At 55.0% G+C, this 13979-nt stretch carries 13 protein-coding genes; 5 read left to right on the forward strand and 8 right to left on the reverse strand.

The genetic code is table 11. From position 1 onward, the window contains the following. The first annotated feature begins 100 nt into the window (after positions 1–100). From HJW02_RS09165 to HJW02_RS09180, 4 genes are all read left to right on the forward strand, one after another. Positions 101–4372 carry an RHS repeat-associated core domain-containing protein gene (locus tag HJW02_RS09165; RefSeq protein WP_208050633.1) on the forward strand — a complete coding sequence of 1424 codons (4272 nt, stop codon included), beginning with the start codon at positions 101–103 and terminating at the stop codon, positions 4370–4372. A gap of 5 nt (positions 4373–4377) precedes the next feature. After that, positions 4378–5382: a hypothetical protein gene (locus HJW02_RS09170; RefSeq protein ID WP_102733189.1), complete on the forward strand. Its 1005-nt coding sequence runs from the start codon at positions 4378–4380 to the stop codon at positions 5380–5382. Positions 5383–5883: 501 nt separating this feature from the next. Further along, on the forward strand, positions 5884–6474 hold the full coding sequence (locus HJW02_RS09175; protein WP_102721089.1) for a hypothetical protein: 591 nt from the start codon (positions 5884–5886) through the stop codon (positions 6472–6474). Positions 6475–6587: 113 nt separating this feature from the next. After that, a complete protein-coding gene (locus HJW02_RS09180; RefSeq protein ID WP_102721088.1) occupies positions 6588–6971 on the forward strand; it encodes an SH3 domain-containing protein in 384 nt (127 codons plus the stop codon). Positions 6972–7058: 87 nt separating this feature from the next. Here the strand turns inward: HJW02_RS09180 and HJW02_RS09185 are convergent, their stop codons facing one another. From HJW02_RS09185 to HJW02_RS09220, 8 genes are all read right to left on the reverse strand, one after another. Beyond that, positions 7059–8198 carry a serine hydrolase domain-containing protein gene (locus tag HJW02_RS09185; RefSeq protein WP_102721087.1) on the reverse strand — a complete coding sequence of 380 codons (1140 nt, stop codon included), beginning with the start codon at positions 8196–8198 and terminating at the stop codon, positions 7059–7061. Positions 8199–8539: 341 nt separating this feature from the next. Further along, positions 8540–9217 carry a tRNA (N6-threonylcarbamoyladenosine(37)-N6)-methyltransferase TrmO gene (gene tsaA / locus HJW02_RS09190; protein ID WP_022397463.1) on the reverse strand — a complete coding sequence of 226 codons (678 nt, stop codon included), beginning with the start codon at positions 9215–9217 and terminating at the stop codon, positions 8540–8542. A gap of 63 nt (positions 9218–9280) precedes the next feature. Next, positions 9281–10555 (reverse strand): dihydroorotase, encoded by a 1275-nt coding sequence (locus HJW02_RS09195; RefSeq protein WP_146018227.1) that lies wholly within the window; start codon positions 10553–10555, stop codon positions 9281–9283. A gap of 6 nt (positions 10556–10561) precedes the next feature. Next, positions 10562–11488, reverse strand: coding sequence for an aspartate carbamoyltransferase catalytic subunit (locus tag HJW02_RS09200; RefSeq protein ID WP_022397465.1), 927 nt, complete (start codon positions 11486–11488; stop codon positions 10562–10564). A 28-nt stretch (positions 11489–11516) separates the two neighbouring features. Next, positions 11517–12053 carry a bifunctional pyr operon transcriptional regulator/uracil phosphoribosyltransferase PyrR gene (pyrR, locus tag HJW02_RS09205; protein ID WP_102721084.1) on the reverse strand — a complete coding sequence of 179 codons (537 nt, stop codon included), beginning with the start codon at positions 12051–12053 and terminating at the stop codon, positions 11517–11519. A 21-nt stretch (positions 12054–12074) separates the two neighbouring features. Next, positions 12075–12485, reverse strand: a complete 411-nt coding sequence (locus tag HJW02_RS09210) for an AIR carboxylase family protein (protein WP_022397467.1) — start codon at positions 12483–12485, stop codon at positions 12075–12077. A gap of 167 nt (positions 12486–12652) precedes the next feature. Further along, on the reverse strand, positions 12653–13303 hold the full coding sequence (locus HJW02_RS09215) for a hypothetical protein (RefSeq protein WP_146018228.1): 651 nt from the start codon (positions 13301–13303) through the stop codon (positions 12653–12655). 65 nt (positions 13304–13368) lie between these two features. Continuing rightward, on the reverse strand, positions 13369–13821 hold the full coding sequence (locus tag HJW02_RS09220) for a hypothetical protein (RefSeq protein ID WP_146018229.1): 453 nt from the start codon (positions 13819–13821) through the stop codon (positions 13369–13371). Between HJW02_RS09220 and HJW02_RS09225 the strand changes: the two genes are divergently transcribed. After that, on the forward strand, positions 13820–13978 hold the full coding sequence (locus HJW02_RS09225; protein ID WP_156340772.1) for a hypothetical protein: 159 nt from the start codon (positions 13820–13822) through the stop codon (positions 13976–13978). The genes HJW02_RS09220 and HJW02_RS09225 overlap by 2 nt on opposite strands. The last annotated feature ends 1 nt before the right edge of the window (position 13979 follow it).

The following is a 13979-nucleotide window of genomic DNA, read 5'->3' on the forward strand; positions in this document are numbered from 1 at the left end:
GAAGTATACCGACGGCGGCTGGCTGACCATCAGCCGGACGGAGGGATACAAGACCCCTCTGGCCCGGACCACCCTCTATACCTACAACGACCAGTTCCGGATGTCCCTGGAACTCAAGCCCAATGGCGGCTATACGCGCTACGAGTACGACGAGCAGGGACGAGTAGTGCTGCAGGCCTCTCCCTGGGCCGGAGGCGGTGAAAAGGGAACACGCACGACTTACGCCGACTTGCGCTTTAACGACTTCAGACCCGCCACGGAAACTGAAGTAATCATTGCCGAGGACGGGACGGAAACGGCGCTTCTCAAACGCACTTACACCTATGAAGACAGCCCGCAGGTGAACCGCACCACGGTCACGGAAACCGCGCTGGGAAGCGACCAGGTTCATACGAGTGTAGAAGAGACTTATGGGGAAGGAGCCGAATATCCCTACGCCCGGGGCAGGCAAAAGATGAGCCAGAGTATTGACGGGGTGCAAACCGTTTATACTTACGAAGCCGCCGCGGAATACGGAGCCATTCACCAGGTGACGGAGACCGTGCAGGCCAACGGAAGCATCGTTCCGGGACAAAGCACCCGAAACGTGGAATACATCGCTGAAAACGGCGCCACCACCAGGAGAGAACAATACGTTCACACCGGAGAGGACTGGTCGCTGATTGCCTCGGAGGACTACGAATACGACGACGAGCAGAGGCTCATCAAGACGACCAAGGGCAACGGCAGGACCAGCACGACGGAGTGGATGTGCTGCGGCCCGTTGAGGGAAACCGACGAAGACGGCATCACCACCGGCTACGGCTACAACTCGGCCAAGCAGCTGGTGGAGACTATTCGGGCTGCGACGGAAACCACGCCCGAAACGATTATCTCCTACACGAAGGATGCGGCGGGAAGGACGATCGCCACGCGGCGTGACGTGGGTCCCATGACGGCGACGGAAAGCACGGAGTACGACGATCTGGGGCGGGTGATTTCTTCCACGGACATGCTGGGACGCACCACCCGAACCGGGTACGGCGAAGACGGACTCACCACTACCACCACCACCCCGGCAGGCGCTACGCTGATTACCAAAAAGTACTATGATGGAACCATACTCTGGCAGGGAGGAACGGGGCAAAGAGAAGTGGAGACCAAGCTGGAGTTGAGCGAAGAAGGCATCCTGACCACGACCTTGTCCAAGGGAGTTGTGCTGTCGCGGATTCTGAAAAATGGCTTTGGTCAAACCGTCCGGCAGGAACATCCCAATACCAGGGGCGGCTTTATCGTCACCAGGAACTTCTACAACGACAAAGGACAATCGGTCCGCTCTCAAACGGAGGATCTTGCTCCTACCCTCACGGATTACAACGAACTGGGGCAAGCCGTGAAGCAGACCGTTCTTCTGGATGAACTTCATCCCAATGACACCACCAGAAACAGGATATCGGAAAGTTCCTCCTGTTACCGGGTTCGGGAAGACGGCGTCTACCAGGTGCAGACTTCCACCACCTGCAACGCCGACGGATTCCCCCTCACCCAGACCACGGAAAACATGGTTTCCAGACTCAGCGCTGTACTGGAAAACAAATCCATCACCACGGACGTCTACGGCCAGCAGAGCATCCAGTGGACGGAGTACACCTCTCCAACCAGGCGCACTTGGTTCAGCCGCATTCCCACTTCGGAGATCACAGCTGAATCACTGGTCGTGGACGGTTTTGAGACCAGCCAGACCGATCACGCTGGAATCCGTTCTTCACAAACCCGTTCCTACGCCTCCACGGGCATGGTTCTCAAGCACACGGACGCCAGAGGCAATGTCACCACCACGGAAACCGACCTTGCGGGACGTACTGTCAAAGTCACCGATTCTGCAGGCAACGTGACCACCAACAACTACCTGCCCTGCTGTGACAATCCCGCCTGTATCACCGATGCCCTGGTGGGAACGACCTGCTATTCCTATGACATCCGCGGCAGAAAGACAGCCGAATATGGCACCGCCATTCAGCCGGCCTGCTTCGCCTACGACGAAGCCGACCGCATAGTGGCCCTGACTACCTTCCGTGCAAACGAAGGCGACATCACTTCCGATCCTTCCGGCCAAACCGACGGAGATACCACCATCTGGCTCTATGACGAGGCCACGGGGCTGGAATTGAAAAAGACTTATGCCGACGGTTCCTGTGTTTCCAAAACCTATGACGAGCTCAACCGTCAGGAGACACTTGTCAAAGCCAGGGGGCTTGTCACAACGTATAAGTATGCTCCCTTTACAGGAGAACTCATCTCGGTTTCCTACAGCGATGGAACTTCTCCCTGGATCTTTTCATCCAACCATCTAGGGCAGATAATCTCCGTCTATGACGCTTCGGGTCTCAGGGAATTTTCCTATGACAGCTACGGCAGGATGATTCAGGACACTTCCTTTGGACAGGTGGAAAGTTCTCTTCAAGAAGAATACGATGCCCAGGGGCGTTCCAACGGATACCGCCTGATGCTCGGCACACGCACCGTGCAGCACTCCCATCTTGACTACGATTCCAAAGGTGGCATTATTGGGATGAATCTGGAAGGCATCGCTTCTCCCTTTACCTGGCAGTACGATCCAACCAGCGGCTTCCTCAACCATCTCACCTACCCCAACGGCATGGTCCGCCAAAACACCTACCATCCCACACTCAACCTCGTAACCGCTATCGGTTATAAGATGGAGGGAAATGAGGAAACAGTTGTTGGGCATAAATATCAGTACGACGCGCTGATGCGTCCCGTCCAGCTGCGGGACTCGTGGGATGCTACCACTCCTGAGACGATAAGAGATTTTACCTATAACAGCCGCAGTGAACTGCTGGAAGACCGCATCAGCCGGGGAGGAAGCTTTGCGTACTGCTATGACAACATCGGCAACCGCAAAACAGCCCGGGAACTGGAGGAAGAAGTAGCTTATGAATCCAACCGGCTCAACCAGTACACGGATATTGCCGGGGGAGAAGAAGATTTTAACCCCGTCTACGATGCCGACGGCAACCAGACCCGCATCAGGACCTCAACGGGCATATGGGAAGTGTCCTACGACGCCAACGACCGCCCCGTCGTCTTCGCCAGCCAGGATGGCAGAACAACCATCACCTGCGGCTACGACTACCAGGGCCGCCGCTTTGAGAAAAAAATCACTATCAATGCAGTTACCTCTTCTCATTCCTACTATTTATACCGAGGCTATTTACAAATAGCTGAGCTGGATCTGATGCACTCGGAAGCCATGCTGACGAGAACCCATGTATGGGATCCGACGGTGCGTACGGCTACACGCGTCCTGATGACGACCAGATGGAAAAGGGGAGTGACAACGGAAGAGAATTTTTATTTCATGCACGATGCTCGAAAAAACGTGACTTCCATTTTCGACGGCCAACGAACGCGAAGAGCCCGCTACGAGTATGCTCCTTTCGGCGCCCTGCTTACAGCGGACGGAGACATGGCACAATCCAACAAGTTCCGTTTTTCCTGCGAGTTCACAGACGATGAATTAGGGCTTGTCTACTACAACTATCGCCATCTTAATCCGCTCGACGGTAGGTGGATCAACAGGGATCCCATACGGGAACAGGCAGGACGTAATCTTTATGGATTTGTCAGCAATCATTGGGAATGGGATTTCCTGGGACTTCTTCTAACAAAGGATGATATTAATGTCACTGGAACAGATGAAGTAAATGTTATAGAAACGCCTGCTGGATTCATTCCAGAAGGAGTGGGAGAAGATTCCATATTTAAAATTCAAGCTACTGATCCCAACGTTTTTGCAAATACTCAAGTAAAAATAAACCGGGCATCAATCTCTGTTATATGTGGTAAGGCAAAAGCTGCCAAAGCAAGCCCGTGTGAAGTAAAAAGTGTTTCTCTCCAAGCCAGTGTGATTATTGTGATTAATCAGCCGGAAGATTTGACGTATTATAATATTGTTGCGGAGAATGGCATGGTTTTTAAAATTTCAAGTGACTATGTTTACAAATCTGTTGGCGCTACGAATTCCAGTGTTTATGCTCCATATGACTGGGTTTACAGTAAGGAGATGGATCATGTGAAAGATTTTAAAGCTTGGTTAGCCGGGGAGGAATTGAAAACTGCAATTGTTGAAGAATTGAGTAATGGCATTATTTATTTTTTTACCTATGGAAGTTGCAAAGAGAATGCAACTAAGCGTACTATTTCTGTTCTGGATAAGCAGTACAATACGGCAATAGCAAACACAAAAGAAACTTATGACAATGGTCCAAATGCTCCTCATACTTGGAAACGAGTGAATTATCCAGAAATTTCTGATGAGATTGCAAATATAGTGAAGGATCAAGTTGAGGGTGCTCTTTTACCAAGATAAGAAAAATGATGAAAAATAAATTCATACTGGAAATCATCTGTTTAATGCTCTTTTTTCCTATTCATGCCGGGGCATGGACAGTTCAGAATGAAATAAGAAATGACCGAACCTCAATAAGTCTACAATGGGTACAAACGTCATTTGCTGGTTGTTTTGAGAGTTTGCCCTCTTCTGTATGGAGTGAACGCTTGATTCCAAGGAAGGTTGAAGGGGAAGTGTACCTCGGTTTTTTTCTGGAGAACGTGTCTTCATCAAATATTGCCATTTCCGATGTATCTTTTGAGACGTTCGAACTTTTTCGGAAAGAAGGAAAACAGTGGGTAAGAGTCTATCCAGAGCAAAAATTAGGGCGTTGCGGAATAAGTTTGCGTGAAGAAATTGCTCCTAAGACAAAAATGATGATCTTCTTTGCCGTACCTTCTTCACTTCTTGCAAGTGGTTCGTACATGATCAAAAGCTATTGCAACGTTGAACATGACGACAACATGCTGGGCACCATATCATGGCTGACGGGAATATTTGTAATCCCCAAAATTTTGGAAATAAAAAGTTATGGGGATACAACCGGCCATGAGGGAATCTTAGAATGTACCGGCATCGTAGCTGATGAATCGTCGCGGACCCCTCAATTTTATTTGTCAGTCGTTTTAAAGAATGAGACGGATCACCCCTTACAGGTTCCTTTAACCGGGTATACGGGACCTTTGAACGTTGACATGAATTTTCGGTTGGTGGAAGTAATGGAGAATCATGAAAAAATCATCGGGGAAGCTGGCAGGGAAACAAAAAAAGAAGACAGGAAAATTCTGTTGCCGGGAGAACGTTTGTACATTCGAAGTGACGGATTTCAGAAGTATACGGCTGACGCGCACGATCGAAAATTCTTCAATCCTCTAAATTGGAAGGATTTGATTGGTAAAAGATTGAAAGTTACATCCATAAAATGGAGTTCTCAGGAATTTTCTATCAATAGACAGGGAAAGCTGGTAAAAGCGGAAGTCAAAGAATGAAATTGGAAACGGGCTTCTTCAAGAGATAAAAATAGGTTATTTTCTACTGCGGAAAAAAAAATCCAGCTTAAAATTGTTCAATCGAAAAATCTTGTCTATTCCCTTGGAGCGAATCTGGGAATTAAAAGCAAATCAAGGGACTTCATCCGCTTAATGTTTTCTATCTAGCTGCTATGGAAAAGGAAGCGGCATTGACAAGAATTATAATAAAAACGTTCTACTGGACAGCAAAAGGGACTCAACAAAATACTTCCTCACCTTAATGGAGAAGGTGGAAGACGCTCTGATTGCCTACGGCAACTACACCTCCTAGATGCAATACCTGCACAAGGAAAACAACGCCAACAGAGAGGCTTTCCTTCTCTCCCGCACCCTGTACATCAACGGCCAGATGGACTTCCTGAACGTCATTACCGCATCTCACTGCACTATCCCTTGCGGATGGGCAGCGAGATGCGCTTTTACATACCGGAATGCATCAAGACATGCTGCCGGAAAACAATGACCAGCATTGGAATTTTCATCATCCCACCCCTGTTTGAAAGAAGCATGAATAACCGTCTTACAAATATCACTATTGTTCTCCTCGCTGCCGTCTCACTCGTTGAGGGGAGCATTATCTGGCATGAAAAGAGCATCCGCCTCGATTCTCAAAAGGCTGGAACGGAAGAAAAAAGCGAGTGTGCCGACCATAGAGATGACGATTTCGTTCCGGATATTTCTTCCCAGTTTCCCCATCTCTATTTCAAAAACCAGGAAACGCAGGACTCTCTATCTGCTGAAGTAGGAACTCTTATTATTGAAAGAACCCAATCCAGACAATCCGCTGAAAATAGGGATTATGCCGAGACGGAGACGCATTTTATCAATCCCAATGAAACCGCTCATCTTCCTCCGGAAATAAAAAATACGTCTGTCTTATCCATTCTCTGGACATCCGACTCCGTCACCACCAAAACGGAAGAGAATTCTCTTTTCATGGAAATCGGCAAAAAATCATTATCCCCTTTGAAACTAACACTCACCCTAAGGGCCAAAGACGGAATGGGCCGGGAATGGAAACTGGCATGGGTGAAAGCAAATGAAGATTAACCTGATATCCGCCGCATCAGGAACACAAGCTCCCGTCAAATCATGTAACAGCCACTGAGGCGCGAATAGGACTCTATTACCATACGGAAAAAGATCATCACACATATATAATAATGAAAACCTTTAAAACGATAGCTTCACACAGGACGGAATATGAACATCCCATCAAATTGAAAAAGGGGGAAAGCGTTACGCTGGGGGAAAGAGCTCCGGAGGAAAACTGGAAGGACTGGATATGGGCGGAAAACAGTAAAGGGACAGGAGGCTGGGTTCCCGTTCAATTGATTGACTTTCCGGGAGACGGAACGCGGGGAACGGTGCTGGAAGATTACAGCGCCAGGGAATTGGACGTAGACCCGGGGGAAGATATCCTCAAGATCAGGACGCTGAACGGGTGGACGTGGGTCCGGAGAACAAGCGACCGGGAGGAAGGCTGGATACCCAATGAGACCATTGGAGAGGGAGCGGCGCAGGCTTCCGAAAACAACCGTACTTGAAAGAGACGGCGCATACGGAAAATCTCCCTCCTACTCAGGAAGAACGGTTTTTCTTCCTCTGTCCTCCGGTTCTTTCCGGGAGAAAGGTCAGGCCCCCGGCCTCTCCTCCATTTCCTTCATCACTGCGCTGATAAGGTTCCGGGTCTTCACGCCGGGCAGCACGTTCAGGTCCATGCGGTTCATCGCGTAGCCGAAGGAGAGGCCGCAGACCGGGTCCGCAAAGGCGTGGGAGCCGCCCGCCCCGGCGTGCCCGAAGCCGCCGGAGCCGAACAGATGGCGCAGCTTGCGGCCCGTGGCCGGGTCCGCGGGGTCATGCATGAAGCCGCAGGAAAAGGCGGTGGGCGTTTTCAGGGTCAGGTCCGGGCCGTCAATGACAATGTCCTGCATCCAGCCGCGCACGGCGGAAGGGAATATCCGTAGTTCATCCAGCCCCAGGCAGGCCTGGTAGAATTGCGCCATGCCGCGGGCGGAGGCCACGCCACCGAATGCCGGGGCTCCGGACGTCCACGCTTCCGGCGTGTTCATCTGGCGCACGCTGTTCAGGCCTGTCAGGGTGTTGAACGCGCGGTTCACGGGCGTTCCCTTCTTCATGTATTCCTGATAAAACGGCGTGCCCATGTTGGACATGTCCATCTTGCCGGGGTACAAGGTCGCCACCCGGCTGAATTCGGATTCCGGCAGGCGGATGTAAAAGTCCAGGTCCAGCGGCGTACGGATGTATTCCTCCCAGTAACGCCACAGGCGTTTCCCGGTCAGGCGCAGCATGAGTTCATCCAGCATCACGCCGTAGGTATGCGGATGGTAGCCGTGCTCCGGGGGCCGCCACGCCGGAACGGTTTCCTCCAGGGCGCGCACGCAGTCCTCATGGTCAAACACGCTGGCCGTCCGGGAAAAGGCCGCCAGGCCGCACTGGTGGGACATCATCTGCGCGATGGATGCGTAAGGCAGCGGGAATTCCGGCCACAGTTCCCCCATGCTCATCTGCGGTGAGGCTCCCTGCCGGTGCAGGGCCAGCAGCAGGGCGGCGGAAGAGGCTCCCTTGGTAGCAGAGTAAACGGGCACCAGCGAGTGTTCCGTCCACGGGCGCGTTTCATCCGCTACGGCAAACCCGGAATGAAGGGAAACGATTTCCTTTCCGTCCTTCCAGACGGAAACGGAGGCACCCAGTTCCCCGTAGTCACGGAAGTTCCTTTCAAACGCTTCAACTATCTGACGGTCACTGTTCATTCCCTTAAACACCCCGGCGCTACCTCCGGAGTCCGGGCGGAAGGTTACTCCCCCCGGTCATGTAAAGCAAGCCCCGGCCCTGCCTTGAAAAAGACCCCTGAAACAGAGGGCGGGAGCCCATAGAACGCGGCAGAAGGAAAGTTTTCCGGTACCTTGCATCTTCCACTTCCTCCGGGCGCAGCCTCCTGAATCCTCCGGGGCCAGCCACTCCGGCATCAAGGGAGAGGAGTTGCAGGCAAAAGAAAAAGCGCATCAGACACGGGAGAAGAAGCAGTTTTTCCATACTATTTCCCCCTTCCAGCGATGGCATGCTGCTCGCATCATGCCTCCCGCGCCGTACTTCACCCAGCTTTGATTTCATGAAGGGCCAGCACCAGCAGCCGGCTGCCTTCCACCCTGAATTTCACCTCCCAGCCGGAAAACAGGAGGCCGTAAACCCGTTCCGGATCGTCCTGGTACTGCGGGCGCGGATCCAAGGCCAGCGTATCCGCCAGCGCTTTCCGTTCCTCCGGGGTCATGGTGCCGCCAAGAGCGGCGGGGATTTCCACGTCCAGCCGTTCATAGGGAACAGCCGTAAATCCTTCCGAAGCCTCCGGAATGCAGTCCGCCAGCGGAACATATGGCTTGATGTCCAGAATGGGCGTGCCGTCCACCAGGTCCACGCCGGAAAGGTGCAGCACCGGGCCATCCTGCGGGTGCAGTTCCACCTTTTCCAGCCTGACGGCGGACAGGCCGATGGGGTTGGGACGGAACGGCGCGCGCGTGGCGAACACGCCCATGCGCACGTTGCCCCCCAGCCGCGGAGGCCGGACCGTAGGGCTCCATCCCTCGTTTACGTTTTCACTGAATACCCAGATCAGCCACAGGTGGGAAAACCCTTCCAGGCCGCGGACGGCATCCGGATGACGGAACGGCGGCTCAAATACCAGCCGCGCACGCGCACCCGGAACCAGCCCGCTCTGGCGCGGTACGCCGAACTTGTCCGGATAACACGTGCTGACGCGGGCGACAGGATGCAAATGAAAGTTAATAACTAATAGTTAATAATTAACAGTCTCCGTTCTTTCTGCGTTACGCTTTCGTCAAAAGCAGTGGAGCTGTTCTCCGAGCACCACGGCCTCCACCTTTCCCTTCAGGGTTTTGCCCAGGAAAGGGGTATTGCGCGCGCGGCTGCGGAGCGTTTTATCCGTGACGGGCGTTTCACCCTCCGGGTCAAACACCACCAGATTGGCCGGAGCGCCTTCTTCCAGGGAGACGGGAGGCAGGCCCATGAGCCTGCGGGGAGCGTCACTGCAGGCGCGCGCCACCGTCTGCCAGGACATTTTCCCGGGTTCCACCAGATACTGGTAAATGGCGGGCAGGAACGTATCCAGCGCAATCATTCCCTGCGGCGCGACGACGAAGTCCTGAAGCTTGGAGAACGGGGTGCAGGGCGTGTGGTCGGAGACGATGCAGTCAATGGTGCCGTCATTCACCGCGGCGATCAGGGCGTCCACGTCCGACTGCCCGCGCAGGGGCGGGAGCGTCTTGTAGCTGGTATCGTAGCGGCCCACGTCTTCATGCGTGAAGAGGAGGTGGTGGAGCGCCGTTTCCGCGCTCAGCCCGGCGGTCACCGGCTTGCAGCGGCGCAGGATGTCCACGCTGCCGGCGGTGGAAACGGTCTGGACGTGCAGGGAGTTGCCCGTATCCACGGAAAGGCGGATGATGGTTTCCATTCCTATTTCCTCCGCGCAGGAGGGAGAGCCCGTCAATCCCAGGCGGTAGGAGGTGGTGCCCGGGTGCATGGTGGCCTTGGCCGTCAGGGACGGCACGTCCCCCCGCAGGGCGAAAGTAAGATTCAGGTTGCTGGCGTACTGCATGGCGCGGTACAGCAGCAGCATGTTGTCCGGCGCGCGGTCCCCGTCCGTGATGAAGCGCACGCCCTTGGCGCGCAGGGAGTCATAGGAGGCCTGCTCTTCCCCGCCGTCCCCCTTGGTCAGGCAGCCGGAGGGGATGACCTCCACCAGCGCATCCGTGCGGCAGATTTCCATGAACGTGGTGATCTGGGCGGCATTGTCCATCACGGGATCGGTATCCGGCATGGCCATCAGGCCGGTCACGCCGCCATGCAGGGCGGCGGCCGTAGCCGTGGCCACGCGTTCCTTGTCCTCACGGCCGGGCTGGCACAGGTGGGCGTGAAGGTCAAACAGGCCGGGCAGAACCAGCTTTCCGGAGGCGTCCAGCACCCTTTCTGCGGCATCCTCCGGGAGCGTCCCGGCGGGGGCCTTTGCGGCGATTACCCCTCCGGAAACCAGAAGATCCACCGGAGCGGAACCGTCCGCCGTCCGGGCATTGCGAATAAGTACGGAAGTTTTCATGAGCAATCAGTGCTGGGTTTGCGGGGTGAGATGGTAAAGGATGGACATGCGGCAGGCGATGCCGTTTTCCACCTGCCGGTTGATCAGGCAGCGCTCATAATCCATCGCCAGGTCGCAGATTTCCACGCCGCGATTGACCGGGCCGGGGTGCATGATATACAGGCCTTCATCTGAAATGCGCTTCAGGCGTTCTTCCGTGACGCCGTAAATCTTGTTGTATTCCCGGGCGCTGGGGAAGAAGGGGGCGTCCTGCCGCTCCTTCTGCACGCGCAGCAGGTAAATCACGTCCGGCTTCCAGGCGAACGCCTCGTTGAAATCGGAAAAGCGCGGGATGCCGGAGTGCTCCGTGCGCGGCACCAGGGAGCCGGGCCCCAGGTAGGCCACTTCCATCCCCAGCCTCTTCATCAGCAGGGAGGTGGAACGCGCCACGCGGGAATGCAGGATGTCCCCCACGATGAGCACGCGCTTGCCCCTTACCTCCGGAAACACCTCCCGGATGGTGAAGGAGTCCAGCAGCGCCTGGGAGGGATGGGCATGGGCCCCGTCCCCGGCGTTGATCACGCTGGCGCAGGTATGGCGCGCAATCACGTTCGGCAGGCCGCTGTTGTAATGGCGCACGATCACGTAATCCACCTTCATGGCCTGGAGCGTGGCGATCGTATCCTGCACGGATTCCCCCTTCACCACGGAAGAGGTGGACACCGTGAAGTTGGTCACGTCCGCGGACAGGCGTTCCGCCGCCACCTCAAAGGAGGAGCGGGTGCGGGTGCTGGGCTCATAAAAAAGCGTCAAAACGGACTTCCCTTTCAGGGCAGGCACCTTTTTGACGCTTTTGGTGAAGAGCTCCTTCATCGGACCGGCCGAATCCAGCAGCGTATGAATTTCCTCGTCAGTCAACGAGGAGATGTTGAGAAGGTCCTTGCGGGGATTCATGGAAAACGGGTAATGGATTGAAAAGTGTCTAGTGGGAGGAGATGATTACGCGGTCCTCGCCGTCGGCCTCCTTCATGCTCACGATGACCTTGGCTCCGGCGTGGTCCAGCACATGGCCCGTGTAATCCGGCTGGATGGGCACTTCCCGCCCTCCGCGGTCAATCAGGCACGCCAGTTCAATGCGGGCCGGGCGGCCGTAGTCGAAGAGGGCGTTCAGGGCCGCGCGCACGGTGCGGCCCGTGTAGAGGACGTCGTCCACCAGCACCACCCTCATGTCATCCGTAGAAAACGGCAGGTTGGAAGAACGGAGGGAGGGGCGGGCCTCCAGCTTGAAAATATCATCCCGGTACAGGGAAATGTCAATGGCGCCGTACTGGGCTTCCACGCCCAGCTCCTTCACCTTGTCCACCAGCCTCCGGGCGATGACGTCCCCCTGGCTGAGCAGGCCGACGATGGCGAGCGGTTCCCCGGGAAAGCGGGCCACGATGCCGTGGGCCATGCGCTCCAGCGCACGGGAAATCCCCGGGCCGTCCAACACGATTTCCTGTGACGGAGGAGGAGTCATCTGATGGGAAAGGAGTGAACGTTACAGGCCGGCCAGCTTCAGGATGCGGTGGGCGGCCATCGCGGCGTTGACGGGGGTCTTCTTGTGCAGGCCCACCGTGGTGCAGGGCACTCCGCCCGGGCACTGGGCGATCGCCAGCAGGGCGTCAATGCCGTTCAGGGGGCCTCCGGGAACGGGCACGCCGATGACCGGAAGGGAGCAGCTCATCACCACCACGCCTGGAAGGGCGGCGGACAGCCCGGCTACAGCCAGAATGACGGCCTTTTCCCCGCTGGCTTCCAGCTCACCCAGGAACTTGACCAGCTCCGGGAGGTCGCGGTGGGCGGACAGGACGGTTTCTTCATACGGAACATTCTCCTGCGCAAAATACTCGCGGGCGGGTTCCATAAAGGGCTTATCATTCGGGCTGCCGTAGATGACGATGACTTTCATGGCTGTGTGTGCGGTTGTGAAACTTGCAGATTATGGCCCCAAGCCCCCTGCCCTGGCAAGACTTAACCTTCAAAAAAAACGGCGGGGGCCGCGGGCGTGAAGGATGCCCGGACGGAGGCGCAAAAACTCCGGAACGGCCTCACCGGGCACACGCCTTTTCCCCCATTTCACCCATCTCTTTCATGGTCTGCCTGTGAAACCGCCTCTTCCCCTGTTCCGCGTCTCCACTGCCCGGAGCTTCCGGAAGGGTCTCCCGCATCCTCCGGAATAACCGCCTTGCCTGACTCAAGGTCCTTTTTCCACTGGTAAAGGCGCTTCAAAAGGTCAGGGGCGCTTTCCCCCTCCCTCTTCATCGTCCCACGGTCCAGCCAGTCAATCAACGCATTCATGGAGCGGCCCAAATCATATTGATGGTCAAACCGTTCCCTGGCCTCGTCCAGACTGGCCATGAGATTCTGCACAACGGATATGTCTTTCCGGGAAAAATCTCCCTTCCAGTATTCATCCACCATCTTCAGGACGTCAATATACGACTCCCGGAAATCAGGCGGACATTCCGCCTCAAACCGTTCCGGCATGAGGTCAAACATGCTTTTACTCCTGTCACCGGACGGAGTTCCCCGTTCCAGGGAAATAATTTCACAGCACAATTCAAGCATGACACGGTACTTGAGGATAGCCGCGCGGGCTTTCCTGAACTGCTGCACTTCCAAATCCACATTCGGCATGAGCGGTTCCACAACGTCCTGTCCGCTCAATACGCCACAACCGCATCCCCATGCCATACCCGCCAGGGAAAACCATTTGAATAATTTCATCGCCTTTTCAGCGGTGAAAACCTTTTTTCTTTCCCGCACCGGAAACAGCAACAAGCCCAGCCTTCTCATCCTTCCTTCCTCTCTTGGGATATAAACTCCACAGGAACAGCCAGTTTCCCGGACTCCAAATCCTTCTTCAACCGGAGCAAATCCTTCAGGAATATTTCAGGGGCATCATTCCTTTTCCCGGTCTCCAACCGCTTATCAAGCCATTCATTGGACAAATAAATCGCTCGTTCTATTCCATACCGCTCATCCAGGCGTTTCATCACAGCCTCTATCGCAGCACATTCCTTTTTCCCTTGCGGCGTCTCCATCCATTCGGGATTTTCATTCAACGCGGCTTTTATTTTTTCCACATGCTCCATCCATTCTTTCCGGAACATCTCCGGACACCCGGCTGAAATATTTTCAGGAAGCAGATTCAGCAGCCGCTTGCAAAGCAGCCCCGCATTAACATTTCCCTTAATATCAGATTCCAGGATGGCAATCCGCCCGCACAAGGTCCAGAAAAACATGTACCTGGCAACGGCGGCACGTTCCCGGGCAAATTCCGGCGTCTGCCGGTACCCGTCCACATTCGGCATGGAGGGTGACGCCACATCCTGCCCCTGCGCCATTCCCAGGCAGCAGCCCGCCAACCCTGCGGCTAAAATCAGCTTGATCATTAGTTGAT

Origin of the sequence: Akkermansia sp. GGCC_0220 (assembly GCF_017566105.1) — a bacterium.
Lineage (GTDB): Bacteria > Verrucomicrobiota > Verrucomicrobiia > Verrucomicrobiales > Akkermansiaceae > Akkermansia > Akkermansia massiliensis.